Here is a 15,152-nt window from a genome sequence, read left to right as displayed (position 1 = left end):
AAAAGTGTCGAGCGACAGCCGTCCGGGCTGCCTTGTTATATGATCACCGGAACGAGGTGACGGTATCTTGTGTTTCGATGAGGCGCGCTATCCTGCCGTATGCGCCTCCCGCTGACAAACGATTTAACACTGCATTTACATCAAATTCATCCCCGGTTTGATACGAGTTTCCTATAGGTTGCACTCGCTCACGCTTTTGCAGGTTGCACCTTTTAAAAGTGTTAACTACCGCATAAAAACTGACCTCCAGCAAAACCGTCAGCGCGTTTTTACAGCTAACCATTCGTTAACAATCCATTCATTTTCCGGGTTGCAAACCAGGTCACATTTAACACGGTTGCACAAAGTTGCAACATGGTGGATATTTCACGCTAACGACCAAATACGATGAAAGCACAACAGGAGCTTTGGCATGGGTATGACCACCATGGGGGTGAAGCTGGATGACGCCACCCGCGAACGGATTAAGACCGCAGCAACCCGCATTGACCGCACGCCGCACTGGTTAATTAAGCAGGCAATTTTTAACTATCTCGAAAGGCTAGAGAGCGACGAGGGTCTGCCGGAGCTGCCTGCCCTGCTGGCCGGAGCGGCCAATGAAAGCGAGGAAGCCCCAGCGGCTGGCGACGAGAGCCATCAGCCGTTCCTCGAGTTTGCCGAGCAGATCCTGCCGCAGTCCGTCACCCGCGCCGCCATTACCGGCGCCTACCGCCGTGCCGAAACCGACGCCGTGCCGATGCTGCTGGAGCAGGCTCGCCTGCCGGAAGCGATTGCCGCGCAGGCGCACAGCCTGGCCTATCAGTTAGCCGACAAGCTGCGCAACCAGAAAACCGCCGCCGGCCGCGCCGGGATGGTTCAGGGTCTGCTGCAGGAGTTCTCCCTATCCTCGCAGGAAGGCGTGGCGCTGATGTGCCTGGCGGAAGCGCTGCTGCGTATTCCGGATAAGGCCACCCGCGACGCGCTGATCCGCGACAAGATCAGCAACGGCAACTGGCATTCGCACATTGGCCGCAGCCCGTCGCTGTTCGTCAACGCAGCGACCTGGGGCCTGCTGTTTACCGGCAAGCTGGTGTCGACCCATAATGAAGCTAACCTCTCCCGCTCCCTGAACCGCATCATCGGTAAGAGCGGCGAACCGCTGATCCGCAAAGGCGTGGACATGGCGATGCGCCTGATGGGCGAGCAGTTCGTCACGGGAGAAACCATTGCCGAAGCGCTGGCCAACGCCCGCAAGCTGGAAGACAAAGGCTTCCGCTACTCGTACGACATGCTGGGCGAAGCGGCGCTGACCGCCGCCGACGCGCAGGCCTACATGGTCTCTTACCAGCAGGCGATCCACGCCATCGGTAAAGCCTCAAACGGCCGCGGCATTTATGAAGGCCCGGGCATCTCCATTAAGCTCTCCGCCCTGCACCCGCGCTACAGCCGCGCGCAGTATGACCGGGTGATGGAAGAGCTCTACCCGCGCCTGAAGTCCCTGACCCTGCTGGCGCGCCAGTATGACATCGGCATCAACATCGACGCCGAAGAGGCCGACCGTCTGGAGATCTCCCTCGACCTGCTGGAAAAGCTGTGCTTCGAGCCGGAGCTGGCGGGCTGGAACGGCATCGGCTTCGTTATCCAGGCCTACCAGAAGCGCTGTCCGTTCGTCATTGATTACCTCATTGACCTGGCCAGCCGCAGCCGCCGCCGCCTGATGATCCGTCTGGTGAAGGGCGCCTACTGGGACAGCGAAATCAAGCGCGCCCAGATGGAAGGGCTGGAAGGCTATCCGGTCTATACCCGCAAGGTTTACACCGACGTCTCTTACCTCGCCTGCGCGAAAAAGCTGCTCGGCGTGCCGAACCTGATCTACCCGCAGTTCGCTACCCACAACGCCCACACCCTGGCGGCAATCTACAGCCTGGCGGGGCAAAACTACTATCCGGGCCAGTACGAGTTCCAGTGCCTGCACGGCATGGGCGAACCGCTGTACGAGCAGGTGACCGGTAAAGTGGCGGACGGCAAGCTCAACCGCCCGTGCCGCATCTATGCTCCGGTAGGCACCCACGAAACCCTGCTGGCGTACCTGGTGCGTCGCCTGCTGGAAAACGGCGCGAACACCTCCTTCGTTAACCGCATTGCCGACACCACCCTGCCGCTGGACGAGCTGGTGGCCGACCCGGTGCAGGCCGTTGAGAAGATGGCGGCGCAGGAAGGCCAGATTGGCCTGCCGCATCCGAAGATTGCCCTGCCGCGCGAGCTGTACGGCGCAGGTCGCGTCAACTCGGCGGGCCTGGATCTCGCCAACGAACACCGTCTGGCATCGCTCTCCTCTGCCCTGCTCAACAGCGCCCTGCAGAAATGGCAGGCGAAGCCGATCCTGGAACAGTCCGTTGAGGACGGCGACATGCAGCCGGTGATCAACCCGGCGGAACCAAAAGATATCGTCGGCTACGTGCGTGAAGCCACCGAAGCGGAGGTGGATCGCGCCCTGGACAGCGCGGTGAACAACGCCCCTATCTGGTTCGCCACGCCGCCGCAGGAGCGCGCCGCCATTCTGGAGCGCGCCGCGGTGCTGATGGAAGATCAGATGCAGTCGCTCATCGGCATTCTGGTGCGCGAGGCGGGTAAAACCTTCAGCAACGCCATTGCCGAAGTGCGCGAGGCCGTCGACTTCCTGCATTATTACGCAGGCCAGGTTCGCGACGACTTCGATAACGAAACCCACCGTCCGCTGGGACCGGTCGTCTGTATCAGCCCGTGGAACTTCCCGCTGGCGATCTTCACCGGCCAGATTGCCGCCGCCCTGGCCGCAGGCAACAGCGTGCTGGCTAAACCGGCAGAGCAGACCCCGCTGATTGCCGCGCAGGGTATCAACATTCTTCTGGAAGCGGGCGTGCCTGCGGGCGTGGTTCAGCTGCTGCCGGGCCGCGGTGAAACGGTGGGCGCCAAACTGACCGGCGATAACCGCGTACGCGGCGTGATGTTTACCGGCTCGACCGAAGTCGCCTCGCTGCTGCAGCGCAACATTGCTACCCGTCTGGATGCGCAGGGCCGTCCTACGCCGCTCATCGCGGAAACCGGCGGCATGAACGCCATGATCGTTGACTCCTCTGCCCTCACCGAGCAGGTGGTGGTCGACGTGCTGGCCTCCGCGTTCGACAGCGCCGGTCAGCGCTGCTCCGCCCTGCGCGTGCTCTGCCTGCAGGACGACGTGGCGGACCACACGCTGAAGATGCTGCGCGGCGCGATGGCCGAATGCCGCATGGGCAACCCGGGCCGCCTCACCACCGACATCGGGCCGGTGATCGACGCGGAAGCCAAAGCCAATATTGAAAACCACATTCAGGCCATGCGCGCGAAAGGCCGTCCGGTATACCAGGCGGTGCGTGAAAACAGCGAAGATACCCGCGAATGGCGCACCGGTACCTTTGTGCCGCCAACGCTGATTGAGCTGGCAAGCTTCGACGAGCTGAAAAAAGAGGTCTTCGGCCCGGTGCTGCACGTGGTGCGCTACAACCGAAACAACCTCAACGAGCTGGTTGAGCAGATCAACGCTTCCGGCTATGGCCTGACGCTCGGCGTGCATACCCGCATCGATGAAACCATCGCCCAGGTGACCGGCAGCGCGAAAGTGGGCAACCTGTACGTCAACCGCAACATGGTTGGCGCGGTCGTGGGCGTGCAGCCGTTCGGCGGCGAAGGCCTCTCCGGCACCGGTCCGAAAGCGGGCGGTCCGCTCTACCTGTACCGTCTGCTGGCGAACCGTCCGGAGAATGCGCTGGGCGTCACCCTGGCGCGTCAGGACGCGGAGTATCCGGTCGATGCGCAGCTGAAAACCGTGCTGACCCAGCCGCTGGAGGCGCTGATCGCCTGGGCGGAAAAACGTCCTGAGCTGCGTGCCGTGGCGCAGCAGTATGGCGAGCTGGCGCAGGCGGGCACGCAGCGCCTGCTGCCAGGGCCGACCGGCGAACGCAACACCTGGACGCTGATGCCGCGCGAGCGCGTACTCTGCGTGGCGGACAACGAGCAGGACGCGCTGGTCCAGCTGGCCGCCGCGATGGCAACCGGGTGTGAGGTACTGTGGCCGGAAGATGCGCTGCATCGCGACCTCGCCAAACAGCTGCCGAAAGCGGTTTCGGACCGCATTCGCTTCGCGAAGGCCGACACGCTGCTGACGCAGCCGTTTGATGCCGTCATTTATCACGGTGATTCCGACCAGCTGCGCGAGCTCTGCGAGCAGGTCGCGGCCCGCAGCGGGGCAATCGTGTCGGTGCAGGGCTTTGCGCGCGGGGAAACCAACCTGCTGCTGGAGCGTCTGTACGTGGAGCGTTCGCTCAGCGTCAACACCGCGGCGGCAGGCGGTAACGCCAGCCTGATGACCATCGGTTAATCGTGTAAACTTTCCCCGGTGGCGCTACGCTAACCGGGGCTACAAAATCACCGTAGGCCGGATAAGCGCAGCGCATCCGGCTTTTTTACATGGAGGGGATGATGAAACGAGTATTTCTCGCAGGTGCCGCACTGCTGCTGAGCGCCAGCGCGCTGGCCGACGAGTGCGACAAAGCCAATACGCAGCTTGAGCTGAACACCTGCAGCGCGCAGCAGTACCAGGCTGCCGATAAAAAGCTCAACCAGACCTATCATGCCGCCGTTAAGCGCGCGGCGGCCCCCCAGCGCGACCTGCTGAAAAAGGCGCAGCAGGCGTGGATCGCCCTGCGCGACGCGGACTGCGCGTTTATCGGTTCGGGGACGGAAGGCGGGAGCGTCCAGCCGATGATTGTGAACCAGTGCCTGGCGGAAAAAACCGTGGAGCGCGAAGCGTTTCTGGCCTCGCTGATGCAGTGTGAAGAGGGCGACTTAAGCTGTCCCCTCACCCCGGCCCTCTCCCCATAGGGGCGAGGGAGAAAAACCGCGCAGAACAGTCCCCTTTTCAATAGGGGCGAGCGAGAAAAGACCGCACAGAACAGTCCCCTCTCCCCTTTGGGGAGAGGGTTAGGGTGAGGGGAACAAGCGCACGCGGATCCCTTCAATAATCATCCGCTGCACGTTTTCCAGGGTGCTGTGGAAAAACGCTTCGTCCTGCAGCGTTTTCCCGGTGACCGCCTCAACCTGGGCCGCAAAGTCAGCGTAATGCTGGGTGGCGGCCCAAATCATAAAGATCAGATGCTGCGGGTCGACCGGAGCCAGCTTTCCGCTGGCGACCCATCCGGCAATAATCGCCGACTTATCGTCCACCAGCTGCTTTAAATCTCCCGTCAGCTCAGCCTGTAGCAGCGGCGCGCCCTGCAGCATCTCAAGGCAGAACAGCCTTGACGCCTGCGGGTAATCGCGCGACACCTCCAGCTTCAGGCGAATGTACTCCCTGATTGCCACCAGCGGGGCCAGCTCTTCGCGGAACGCTTTGAGCGGCGCCAGCCAGATATCGAGGATCTGCTGCATCACCGCCACGTAGAGCGCCTCTTTCGACGGGTAGTAATAGAGCAGATTGGTTTTGGATACCCCGGACTGCTCCGCCACCTGCTCCAGCCGCGTGCCGTGGATCCCAAACTGCGAAAAGGTCTCCAGCGCCGCGCTGAGGATCGCCTGCTTCTTGGCGCTCACCGCCTGCGAACGTTTACCTGGTGTTTTCACTGCGCCTTGTGTCATTCCCGCTCTCCTTATTCTGCATTGTCCTCAGCATAGCAAAACCCCCGTCTCGCCACGACATCCTGCACTCCCATCGCGCATGAGTGCCTGTTTTCTGTGCAACGTTTTTGACCAGTTAGTCCACATTTTATCGCATCAACCCACCAACCTCTAATTAACACATTAATAACACTGTCTTTTTGAAAACTGGCACTGCCTTTGCAAAAAGACCGTTACACCTGCGACGTAATGAAGAGAGGTTCGTGATGAAAATTGGCGTATTTGTACCCATCGGCAATAACGGCTGGCTTATCTCGACCACTGCACCGCAATACATGCCGACCTTCGAGCTCAACAAAGCCATCGTGCAGAAAGCGGAGCACTACCATTTCGACTTTGCGCTTTCGATGATCAAGCTGCGCGGCTTTGGCGGCAAAACCGAATTCTGGGATCACAACCTGGAGTCCTTCACCCTGATGGCCGGGCTGGCCGCGGTCACCTCGCGGATCCAGATCTACGCCACCGCCGCCACGCTCACCCTGCCCCCGGCGATCGTCGCGCGCATGGCCTCCACCATCGACTCCATCTCCGGCGGGCGCTTTGGCGTCAACCTGGTCACCGGCTGGCAAAAACCCGAGTACGAGCAGATGGGGCTCTGGCCGGGTGACGACTACTTCTCGCGTCGCTACGACTACCTGACCGAGTACGTGCAGGTCCTGCGCGACCTGTGGGGTACCGGCAAAAGCGATTTCAAGGGCGACTTCTTCACCATGAACGACTGCCGCGTCAGCCCGCAGCCGTCGGTGCCGATGAAGGTGATCTGCGCCGGGCAGAGCGACGCGGGAATGGAATTCTCGGCGAAATATGCCGACTTTAACTTCTGCTTCGGTAAAGGCGTTAACACGCCTGCCGCCTTCGCCCCGACCGCCGCGCGCATGAAGGAGGCCGCCGACAAAACCGGTCGCGACGTGGGCTCCTACGTGCTGTTTATGGTCATCGCCGACGAGACCGACGAGGCCGCGCGCGCGAAATGGGAGCGCTATAAGGACGGTGCCGACGAGGAGGCCCTGAGCTGGCTTACCGAGCAGAGCCAGAAGGACACCCGCTCCGGCGCGGACACCAACGTGCGCCAGATGGCCGACCCGACGTCTGCGGTCAATATCAACATGGGCACGCTGGTCGGCTCTTATGCCAGCGTCGCCAGAATGCTTGACGACGTCGCCGCCGTCCCCGGCGCGGAGGGCGTCCTGCTGACCTTCGATGATTTCCTCACCGGCGTGGAGACCTTCGGCGAGCGCATCCAGCCGCTGATGGAGTGCCGGGCCAACATTCCTGCCGTGACGAAGGAGGTGGCGTAATGACGACCCTTAACGCTCGCCCGGAAGCCATTACCTTTGCGCCAGAGCAGAGCGCGCTGATCGTGGTGGACATGCAAAACGCCTACGCCAGTAAAGGCGGCTATCTGGACCTGGCGGGGTTCGACGTCTCCGCCACCCGTCCGGTGATTGAGAACATCAACACCGCCGTCGCCGCCGCACGCGCCGCGGGCATGCTCATCATCTGGTTCCAGAACGGCTGGGATGATCGGTACGTGGAGGCCGGTGGCCCCGGCTCGCCCAACTTCCACAAGTCCAACGCCCTGAAAACGATGCGCAAAAACCCAGAACTGCAGGGCAAGCTGCTGGCAAAAGGCGGATGGGATTATCAGCTGGTGGATGAGCTGGTGCCGCAGGCGGGCGATATCGTCCTGCCGAAACCGCGCTACAGCGGCTTTTTCAATACCCCGCTCGACAGCCTGCTGCGCAGCCGGGGCATTCGCCACCTGGTGTTCACCGGGATCGCCACCAACGTCTGCGTGGAGTCGACCCTGCGCGACGGCTTTTTCCTCGAGTATTTTGGCGTGGTGCTGGAAGACGCGACCCACCAGGCCGGGCCGGAATTTGCCCAGAAGGCGGCCCTGTTCAATATCGAAACCTTTTTTGGCTGGGTCAGCAGCGTCAATGATTTCTGCGACGCCCTGAATCCCCCGCTCGCCCGTATCGCCTGAGGAGACACCTGATGCCGAAATCCGTAATCATCCCGCCGGGTACCAGTACCCCGATCGCCCCGTTCGTTCCCGGCACGCTTGCCGACGGCGTGGTGTATGTCTCCGGCACGCTGCCGTTTGATAAAGACAACAACGTGGTGTTTATCAACGACCCAAAGGCGCAAACCCGCCACGTGCTGGAGACGATCAAAACGGTGATCGAAACGGCGGGTGGCACCATGGCGGATGTGACCTTCAACAGCATCTTTATCACCGACTGGAAAAACTACGCCGCGATTAACGAAATTTACGCCGAGTTCTTTCCCGGCGATAAGCCTGCCCGGTTCTGCATTCAGTGCGGGCTGGTGAAGCCGGACGCGCTGGTTGAGATCGCCACCGTTGCGCACATCGCGAAGTGAGGCAGCCATGAAACTCTCCGTCTCACCGCCCCCGTATGAGGGTGCGCCCGTGGTGGTCTTAATTTCCGGTCTCGGCGGCAGCGGCAGCTACTGGTTGCCCCAGCTGGCCGCGCTGGAGCCGGAGTATCAGGTGGTGTGCTATGACCAGCGCGGAACGGGCAATAACCCCGCCACTCTGCCGGAAGGCTACAGCCTGGCGCAGATGGCGGACGAACTGGCCCAGGCGCTGGCTGGGGCCGGGATCGCGCGCTACAGCGTCGTCGGGCACGCGCTGGGAGCGCTGGTCGGCCTGCAGCTGGCCCTCGACAGGCCCGACGCCCTCACCGCGCTGGTGTGCGTCAACGGCTGGTTGACCCTTAACGCCCACACCCGCCGCTGCTTTCAGATCCGCGAGCGCCTGCTGCATTACGGCGGCGCACAGGCGTGGGTCGAGGCGCAGCCGCTGTTTCTCTACCCGGCGGACTGGATGGCCGCCCGCGCTCCCCGCCTGGAGGCAGAAGAAGCGCTGGCGCTGGCCCATTTCCAGGGCAAAGCCAACCTGCTGCACAGGCTCAGCGCCCTGAAAAAGGCCGACTTCAGCCGCCACGCCGCGCGCATCCGCTGTCCGGTACAGATTATCTGTTCCGCCGACGACATGCTGGTGCCCGCGGTCTGCTCGTCCGAGTTGCTGGCGGCTCTCCCGCACGGCCACGGCGCGGTGATGCGCCAGGGCGGGCACGCCTGCAACGTCACCGAGCCGGACACCTTTAACACCCTGCTGCTGAACGGGCTCGCCAGCCTGCTGCACAGCCCCGAACCCGCTTTATAAGGAGCTTTAATGAGCGAAGCCATTACCCCCGCCGCGCTGGAAACGCTGTTCACCGCCGCACGCACCCATAACGGCTGGCAGGATATTCCCGTCAGCGACGAGACGCTGCGCGAAATCTACGACCTGCTGAAATGGGGGCCCACCTCCGCCAACTGCTCTCCGGCGCGGATTGTGTTTGTGCGAAGCACAGAGGGAAAAGCGAAGCTGCGCCCGGCGCTCTCCAGCGGCAACCTGGAGAAAACGCTCGCCGCCCCGGTCACGGCGATTGTCGCCTGGGACGGTGAATTCTACGAGCGCCTGCCCGAGCTGTTCCCGCACGGTGATGCCAGAAGCTGGTTTACCTCCAGCCCCGCGCTGGCGGAGGAGACGGCCTTTCGCAACAGTTCAATGCAGGCGGCTTACCTGATTTTCGCCTGCCGCGCCCTGGGGCTCGACACCGGCCCGATGTCGGGATTTGACCGACAGAAGGTCGACGAGGCCTTTTTCACCGGCACCGCGCTTAAAAGCAATCTGCTGATCAACATTGGCTACGGCGATGCGAACAAACTGTACGGGCGCCTGCCGCGCCTGACCTTTGACGATGCCTGCGGGCTGGCGTAAGGAGCTATCGTGACGACACCGGATAAACAAACCTTTCGCGACGCCATGGCCTGCGTTGGCGCGGCGGTCAATATCATCACCACCGACGGCCCGGCGGGGATGGCGGGCTTTACCGCCAGCGCGGTATGCAGCGTTACGGACTCACCGCCCACCCTGCTGGTGTGCCTGAACCGCGGGGCGTCCGTCTGGCCGACGTTCAGCGACAACCGCACCCTTTGCGTGAATACCCTGAGCGCCGGACAAGAGCCGCTCTCTAACCTGTTTGGCGGTAAAACGCCGATGAAGGAACGCTTTGCCGCCGCCCGCTGGCAAACGGGCGACACCGGCTGTCCGCGCCTGGAGGATGCGCTGGCCTCGTTTGACTGCCGCATCAGCCAGGTGGTGAGCGTCGGCACCCACGACATTCTGTTCTGCGACATTGTTTCGATTATTCGCCACCCCGCGCCGCAAGGGCTGGTGTGGTTTGACCGCGGCTACCACGCGCTGATGCGACCCGCCTGTTAAGGCGCTCTAAGGAGACAACCATGTTCGGATTTCCCCACTGGCAGTTGAAATCGACCTCCACAGACGCAGGCGTGGTCGCGCCGGATGAACGCCTCCCGCTCGGGCAAACGATGGTAATGGGCGTCCAGCACGCGGTCGCCATGTTTGGCGCCACGGTGCTGATGCCGATGCTGATGGGCCTCGATCCCAACCTCTCGATTCTGATGTCCGGTATCGGCACCCTGCTGTTCTTTTTTGTTACCGGCGGACGCGTGCCCAGCTATCTCGGATCCAGCGCTGCCTTTGTGGGCGTGGTTATCGCCACCACCGGCTTTAACGGCCAGGGGATCAACCCTAACCTGAGCGTGGCCCTTGGCGGCATCATCGCCTGCGGCCTGGTGTATACCCTGATTGGCCTGGTGGTGATGAAGATCGGCACCCGCTGGATCGAGCGCATGATGCCTCCCGTCGTCACCGGCGCGGTGGTGATGGCGATAGGCCTGAACCTTGCGCCGATTGCGGTGAAAAGCGTCTCCGGCTCGCCGTTTGAAAGCTGGATGGCGGTCGTGACCGTGCTGTGCATCGGCCTGGTGGCGGTGTTTACGCGCGGCATGATCCAGCGGCTGCTGATCCTGGTCGGGCTGATTGTCGCCTGTCTGGTTTACGCTCTGCTGGCGAACGTTTTTGATCTCGGCAAGCCGGTTGATTTTACGCTGCTTCAGCAGGCCGCCTGGTTTGGCCTGCCGCAGGTGACCTCACCCACCTTTAACGCCCAGGCGATGATGCTTATCGCACCGGTGGCGGTGATCCTGGTGGCGGAAAACCTGGGTCACCTGAAGGCGGTTGCGGGGATGACCGGGCGCAGCATGGATCCGTACATGGGACGCGCGTTCGTTGGCGACGGGCTGGCGACCATGCTTTCGGGCTCTGTCGGCGGCAGCGGCGTCACCACCTATGCCGAAAACATCGGCGTGATGGCGGTGACCAAAGTCTATTCGACGCTGGTCTTCGTCGCGGCGGCGGTGATGGCGATGCTGCTCGGCTTCTCGCCGAAGTTCGGCGCGCTGATCCACACCATTCCGTCACCGGTCATCGGCGGGGCATCCATTGTGGTGTTTGGTCTGATTGCCGTCGCCGGGGCGCGTATCTGGGTGCAGCATCGCGTCGACCTTAGCCAGAACGGCAATCTGATTATGGTGGCGGTCACGCTGGTGCTGGGCGCGGGAGATTTTGCCCTGATGCTGGGCGGGTTTACGATTGGCGGGATTGGTACAGCGACCTTCGGCGCGATCCTGCTTAATGCCCTGCTGAGCCGCCGGAAGAGGGATGAAGCGCAAGGGGAAGCGATCACCCCTTCTACCTGAAATCAGCACACCTTTCTTGCCGGGTGGCGCTACGCTTACCCGGCCTACATGCCTCTTGTAGGCCCGCGCAAGCGTAGCGCCGCCGAGCAAAACGGGCAACGAGCACGTTGTCAGCTGTCGGCACCTTGTTCAGCACCTAATCCTGCAACCGCCTTACGTCGCTTTCTGAGCTTTAACTCGCTCACCAGCACCCCGGCGACGATAAATGCCGCGCCCACCAGGGCCAGCAGCGGCAAACGCTCGCCCGCAATGCGGCCGAAAATCCCCGCCCACACCGGTTCACCGGTATAAATCACCGTCGCTCGCGTCGGCGATACGCTGCGCTGCGCCCAGTTCATGGTGACCTGAATAATAGCGCTGAAAATGCCCAGCCCCAGCGCCACCACAATCAGGCCGGTGGACATGGGCGGCACGGACTCCCCTGCCGGCACCATTGTCGCAAACGCCACCAGCGACGCCGTCGCAAGCTGCACGACCGTTACCCGCTTAACGTCAACCTGGCCCGCCCACGCGCTAATCAGAATAATTTCCGCCGCAATCGCAACCGCCCCGACGAGGGTAATGATCTCGCCCGGCCCCAGCGCCAGCAGGTTGTTTTCAGGTCCGGCGAGCAAAATCAGGCCGATAAACGCCAGCACGATGCCGATGCAGGACATCAGCCCCGGCAGCCGCCCCAGACACAGCCACTGCAGGAGCGGCACCAGGGGGACATACATGGCGGTGATAAATGCGGATTTGCTGCTGGAGATGGTCTGCAACCCCCACGTCTGCAGGCTGTAGCCCATTGCAATCGCAATCCCTATCGCCACGCCTGCCTGAAGTTCTTTACGCGTCAGGCCGCGCAGCGTTTTCAGCGAGATCAGCCCCACGGCTATCGCCGCCGTCGCAAAGCGCAGGCCAACAAAAAAGAACGGATCGCTGAGGGTCACCGCATACTGGACGGCCAGAAACGTCCCGCCCCAGAACATGGTGATGAGAATGAGGAGGGCTTCCTGAGGTTTTACGGAGAATTTGAAGCGTGAAAAAGACATGCGGCACCAGCAAGTATGAACAATTCTCTAGTGTGCGTTGCCTTTGGTTACAGTTCAATGTTGCAGAAATAAAAAAACCGCCGGGGTACCCCGGCGGCAGGGGTTCAACCCGGCGTACTACTTACTGCTGCTGCCGTGGCTGTTTTTACCCCCCTTCTTGCCAGCTTCAGATGCGCGTTGCGGGTCATTCTTGAAGTTACCCCCGCTATGCTGGCCACCTTTACGGCCTGCTTCTGATGCTCTTTCACGGTCTTCTGCGAAATTACCTGAACCACCACGATGGTTTGCCATCTCTAACCTCCAGAATGTGAAACATTAGACATCATATTGCATTCAGTAAAAGAGGATTCTTTCACCTCGCAGCACAAAGACAGTGCCTTTATCCGTGCCGCGTGAAACTAAGCTTAGTGGAATGCCGCTATCCGGCAAGCCGCAGGTAATATCCTGCAACATGAACTCAGTCTTTTGGGTGAGATGACGCGACGGTAATTCATAAGCCTTTCTTATCGTTTCAAAAAACCGCTGTCGAAAAGTTGTTTCATTTTGCTACAACACCTTTTTGTAATCATATTGTTATAAATCAAAGAAATGCCGTTCATTTTTGCAGTCTGGCTGTGATGGCATATCTTTAAAAGAACGCAGCGATCCGCTGTCAGAAAAAACCAACGAGGAGTGAAGCAAAATGGCAAAAGTTCTGGTGCTCTATTATTCCATGTATGGACACATTGAAACCATGGCTCACGCGGTTGCTGAGGGTGCAAACAAGGTAGACGGCGTAGAGGTTGTGGTGAAACGCGTACCGGAAACCATGAATGCCGAGGCGTTCTTAAAAGCCGGCGGTAAAACGCAAAACGCGCCGCAGGCCACCCCGCAGGAGCTGGCTGACTACGATGCCATTATTTTCGGCACCCCGACCCGTTTCGGCAATATGTCAGGCCAGATGCGCACCTTCCTCGATCAGACGGGCGGGCTCTGGGCATCCGGGGCGCTCTACGGCAAACTTGCCAGCGTATTCAGCTCCACCGGGACCGGCGGCGGTCAGGAGCAGACGATTACCTCAACCTGGACTACCCTTGCCCATCACGGGATGGTGATTGTGCCGATTGGCTACGGCGCGCAGGAGCTGTTTGACATTTCCCAGGTCCGCGGCGGTACGCCGTACGGTGCTACCACCATTGCCGGTGGGGATGGCTCGCGTCAGCCAAGCAATGAAGAGCTGGCTATCGCCCGCTATCAGGGTGAATACGTCGCGGGTCTGGCCAAAAAACTGAACGGCTAATACCCAACAGGAGGACAAGCATGCCAACTCAAGAATCCAAAGCTCACCACGTGGGCGAATGGGCAAGTTTACGCAACACCTCTCCGGAGATTGCCGAAGCTATCTTTGAAGTCGCGAAATACGATGAAAAGCTGGCCGAGCAGATCTGGGAGGAAGGTAACGATGAGGTGCTGGTGCGCGCCTTCGAAAAAACGGATAAAGACTCGCTCTTCTGGGGCGAGCAAACCATCGAACGTAAAAACGTCTAAGCGTTTCCCCCCGCCATCACGCGGGGGGTTTTCGTTTACTTCGCCGCGTTATTCATCACCGCATTGAATTTATCGACCGGACAGAAACCGTTCGCATCCACCGGACAGCCTTTCAGCTCCAGCGTCACGCGCTGCGCCGGAGACTGCAGCGACAGCACGCTGGCGTTACGCAGCTGCTCCGCGCTCTGATAGACATACTCAATTTTCATCAGCTCCTGATTGGCATTTTTGTCATGCCAGCGCTGGAAGACGATCTTGCCGCCAATCGGGGTACGTTCGTGCTGGTCGTGCAGCTGATACGGTTTGAAATCCAGGGCGGTGAGCAGCGACGCAATATTCGAGTCATGCCCCACCAGCAGGGTGATTTTCGGCGCTTTCGCCTGGTCGGTAACCAGCGTTTTATCGATATATTTCACCAGCGGTTTCGCCACGTTTTGCGCCACCTCGGTGGAGGTAAACAGCGAGTCCTGATAGCCGTTCTTCAGCATGGACAGCACGCGCCACTGCTGGTCGGTCTTGATTTCGCCCCAGGCCACCTGGTCGGCCGGGAAGCCTTCGTAGTACTGCAGCGTGAACGCATCCACCAGCGAGTTGCCCACCTTCAGCGGCCCGGATACGCCAGGCTCTTTTTCATAGTCGGCGCTGAAGGTATCTTTCGCGTCCGCCAGCGAGCAGACTTTTTTCTCTTTGCAGGACGGAGAATCGGCGTAGTTCGTCATCTGCTCCAGCAGCTTATAGCTCTCAGTAAGCTGCATTTTCTGCCGTTCCGTCTCCATCGCCTTCAGCGCTTTTTCACGGAATCCCGGCGAGTTATCGGTTATGACCGGATTAAAGGTTGGGTCCATGGTGCCCATTTTTTCCTGGTGGTGCACAGGAATGTCGCAGCCCGGAAACGCCCCGGTAATAAAGAACTGCGCGGTCGCGACGGTACGCTGCAGGCTGTTGGCATAAGCATACACGCTCTGAGCCGGTGGACATTCGCCAGTGGTCACCATCCCCTGCTGCGCCAGCCACTCGCGCATGTAATGGCCCATGTAGACTTCCAGCACGCCGCCTTTGGTGGTGAGCTGACCGCCCGGCACCTCCCACTCCGGCCACTGCTTCGGCGTGGACTGCTCCAGCACGCTGCCGTTGTTAGCCAGCGGCGCGCGCAGGTTATGGCGACTCATGATTAAAACTTGTTCCAGCTGATACCCTTCCGGCGTCTCTTGCGCCTGCACGCCGAACGTTGCTGAAATGGAACCGGCGACAGCCAGCGCGAGTAGTGCTTTTCTCATCCCTAAT

The 15,152-nt window shown here is 60.8% G+C and carries 15 protein-coding genes; 11 read left to right on the top strand and 4 right to left on the bottom strand.

Features of this window, described 5'->3' with window-relative positions; genetic code table 11:
* Positions 1 to 412: 412 nt before the first annotated feature.
* Both putA and ACMWKK_RS12055 read left to right on the top strand, forming a co-directional pair.
* Entirely contained in the window at positions 413 to 4,375 is a 3,963-nt protein-coding gene (putA, locus tag ACMWKK_RS12060; RefSeq protein WP_161656515.1) for a trifunctional transcriptional regulator/proline dehydrogenase/L-glutamate gamma-semialdehyde dehydrogenase, read from the top strand.
* Between the two features lie 101 nt (positions 4,376 to 4,476).
* Positions 4,477 to 4,878 (top strand): lysozyme inhibitor LprI family protein, encoded by a 402-nt coding sequence (locus ACMWKK_RS12055; RefSeq protein ID WP_406542808.1) that lies wholly within the window; start codon positions 4,477 to 4,479, stop codon positions 4,876 to 4,878.
* A gap of 99 nt (positions 4,879 to 4,977) precedes the next feature.
* Here ACMWKK_RS12055 and rutR read toward each other — a convergent pair whose 3' ends face one another.
* Positions 4,978 to 5,631, bottom strand: coding sequence for an HTH-type transcriptional regulator RutR (rutR, locus tag ACMWKK_RS12050; protein WP_406542802.1), 654 nt, complete (start codon positions 5,629 to 5,631; stop codon positions 4,978 to 4,980).
* Between the two features lie 245 nt (positions 5,632 to 5,876).
* Between rutR and rutA the strand changes: the two genes are divergently transcribed.
* Genes rutA through rutG form a run of 7 tightly spaced genes read left to right on the top strand, consistent with a single transcriptional unit; the run spans position 5,877 to position 11,310 of the window.
* Positions 5,877 to 6,968, top strand: a complete 1,092-nt coding sequence (gene rutA / locus ACMWKK_RS12045; protein ID WP_112781900.1) for a pyrimidine utilization protein A — start codon at positions 5,877 to 5,879, stop codon at positions 6,966 to 6,968.
* Entirely contained in the window at positions 6,968 to 7,657 is a 690-nt protein-coding gene (gene rutB / locus ACMWKK_RS12040) for a pyrimidine utilization protein B (protein WP_112781901.1), read from the top strand. Before rutA ends, rutB begins: the two co-directional genes overlap by 1 nt.
* A gap of 11 nt (positions 7,658 to 7,668) precedes the next feature.
* Positions 7,669 to 8,055, top strand: a complete 387-nt coding sequence (rutC, locus tag ACMWKK_RS12035; protein WP_112781902.1) for a pyrimidine utilization protein C — start codon at positions 7,669 to 7,671, stop codon at positions 8,053 to 8,055.
* A 7-nt stretch (positions 8,056 to 8,062) separates the two neighbouring features.
* On the top strand, positions 8,063 to 8,863 hold the full coding sequence (rutD, locus tag ACMWKK_RS12030) for a pyrimidine utilization protein D (RefSeq protein WP_112781903.1): 801 nt from the start codon (positions 8,063 to 8,065) through the stop codon (positions 8,861 to 8,863).
* A 9-nt stretch (positions 8,864 to 8,872) separates the two neighbouring features.
* Entirely contained in the window at positions 8,873 to 9,463 is a 591-nt protein-coding gene (locus tag ACMWKK_RS12025; protein ID WP_112781904.1) for a malonic semialdehyde reductase, read from the top strand.
* Positions 9,464 to 9,472: 9 nt separating this feature from the next.
* Positions 9,473 to 9,967 (top strand): NADH-dependent FMN reductase RutF, encoded by a 495-nt coding sequence (gene rutF / locus ACMWKK_RS12020; RefSeq protein ID WP_112781905.1) that lies wholly within the window; start codon positions 9,473 to 9,475, stop codon positions 9,965 to 9,967.
* A 20-nt stretch (positions 9,968 to 9,987) separates the two neighbouring features.
* Complete coding sequence (gene rutG, locus ACMWKK_RS12015) at positions 9,988 to 11,310, top strand: pyrimidine utilization transport protein G (protein WP_112781906.1); 1,323 nt, start codon at positions 9,988 to 9,990, stop codon at positions 11,308 to 11,310.
* A gap of 110 nt (positions 11,311 to 11,420) precedes the next feature.
* Here rutG and ACMWKK_RS12010 read toward each other — a convergent pair whose 3' ends face one another.
* Positions 11,421 to 12,341 (bottom strand): DMT family transporter, encoded by a 921-nt coding sequence (locus tag ACMWKK_RS12010; RefSeq protein WP_112781907.1) that lies wholly within the window; start codon positions 12,339 to 12,341, stop codon positions 11,421 to 11,423.
* Positions 12,342 to 12,458: 117 nt separating this feature from the next.
* Entirely contained in the window at positions 12,459 to 12,632 is a 174-nt protein-coding gene (locus tag ACMWKK_RS12005) for a general stress protein (RefSeq protein ID WP_024909630.1), read from the bottom strand.
* Between the two features lie 391 nt (positions 12,633 to 13,023).
* Here ACMWKK_RS12005 and wrbA point away from each other — a divergent pair, with 391 nt between their 5' ends.
* Positions 13,024 to 13,620, top strand: coding sequence for an NAD(P)H:quinone oxidoreductase (gene wrbA / locus ACMWKK_RS12000; protein WP_045326903.1), 597 nt, complete (start codon positions 13,024 to 13,026; stop codon positions 13,618 to 13,620).
* 20 nt (positions 13,621 to 13,640) lie between these two features.
* Complete coding sequence (locus ACMWKK_RS11995) at positions 13,641 to 13,868, top strand: YccJ family protein (RefSeq protein ID WP_008499832.1); 228 nt, start codon at positions 13,641 to 13,643, stop codon at positions 13,866 to 13,868.
* A 35-nt stretch (positions 13,869 to 13,903) separates the two neighbouring features.
* Here the strand turns inward: ACMWKK_RS11995 and agp are convergent, their stop codons facing one another.
* Entirely contained in the window at positions 13,904 to 15,145 is a 1,242-nt protein-coding gene (gene agp / locus ACMWKK_RS11990) for a bifunctional glucose-1-phosphatase/inositol phosphatase (RefSeq protein WP_112781908.1), read from the bottom strand.
* Positions 15,146 to 15,152 lie beyond the last annotated feature (7 nt).

It is taken from the genome of Enterobacter sp. 01-M-03-SI-ECC (genome assembly GCF_047530215.1).
In the GTDB taxonomy this organism is placed as follows: domain Bacteria; phylum Pseudomonadota; class Gammaproteobacteria; order Enterobacterales; family Enterobacteriaceae; genus Enterobacter; species Enterobacter chengduensis.
The sequence above is the reverse complement of the archived record's forward strand: the minus strand, read 5'-3'. Positions and strand labels throughout refer to the sequence as shown.

Excerpts from the sequence above, each read along its gene's own strand:
- rutC (WP_112781902.1), top strand. The coding sequence starts at position 7,669 with ATGCCGAAATCCGTAATCATCCCGCCGGGTACCAGTACCCCGATCGCC.
- rutB (WP_112781901.1), top strand. The coding sequence starts at position 6,968 with ATGACGACCCTTAACGCTCGCCCGGAAGCCATTACCTTTGCGCCAGAG.
- rutR (WP_406542802.1), bottom strand. The coding sequence starts at position 5,631 with ATGACACAAGGCGCAGTGAAAACACCAGGTAAACGTTCGCAGGCGGTG.
- rutD (WP_112781903.1), top strand. The coding sequence starts at position 8,063 with ATGAAACTCTCCGTCTCACCGCCCCCGTATGAGGGTGCGCCCGTGGTG.
- rutA (WP_112781900.1), top strand. The coding sequence starts at position 5,877 with ATGAAAATTGGCGTATTTGTACCCATCGGCAATAACGGCTGGCTTATC.
- ACMWKK_RS11995 (WP_008499832.1), top strand. The coding sequence starts at position 13,641 with ATGCCAACTCAAGAATCCAAAGCTCACCACGTGGGCGAATGGGCAAGT.
- ACMWKK_RS12025 (WP_112781904.1), top strand. The coding sequence starts at position 8,873 with ATGAGCGAAGCCATTACCCCCGCCGCGCTGGAAACGCTGTTCACCGCC.
- agp (WP_112781908.1), bottom strand. The coding sequence starts at position 15,145 with ATGAGAAAAGCACTACTCGCGCTGGCTGTCGCCGGTTCCATTTCAGCA.
- rutG (WP_112781906.1), top strand. The coding sequence starts at position 9,988 with ATGTTCGGATTTCCCCACTGGCAGTTGAAATCGACCTCCACAGACGCA.
- ACMWKK_RS12010 (WP_112781907.1), bottom strand. The coding sequence starts at position 12,341 with ATGTCTTTTTCACGCTTCAAATTCTCCGTAAAACCTCAGGAAGCCCTC.
- putA (WP_161656515.1), top strand. The coding sequence starts at position 413 with ATGGGTATGACCACCATGGGGGTGAAGCTGGATGACGCCACCCGCGAA.
- ACMWKK_RS12005 (WP_024909630.1), bottom strand. The coding sequence starts at position 12,632 with ATGGCAAACCATCGTGGTGGTTCAGGTAATTTCGCAGAAGACCGTGAA.
- ACMWKK_RS12055 (WP_406542808.1), top strand. The coding sequence starts at position 4,477 with ATGAAACGAGTATTTCTCGCAGGTGCCGCACTGCTGCTGAGCGCCAGC.
- wrbA (WP_045326903.1), top strand. The coding sequence starts at position 13,024 with ATGGCAAAAGTTCTGGTGCTCTATTATTCCATGTATGGACACATTGAA.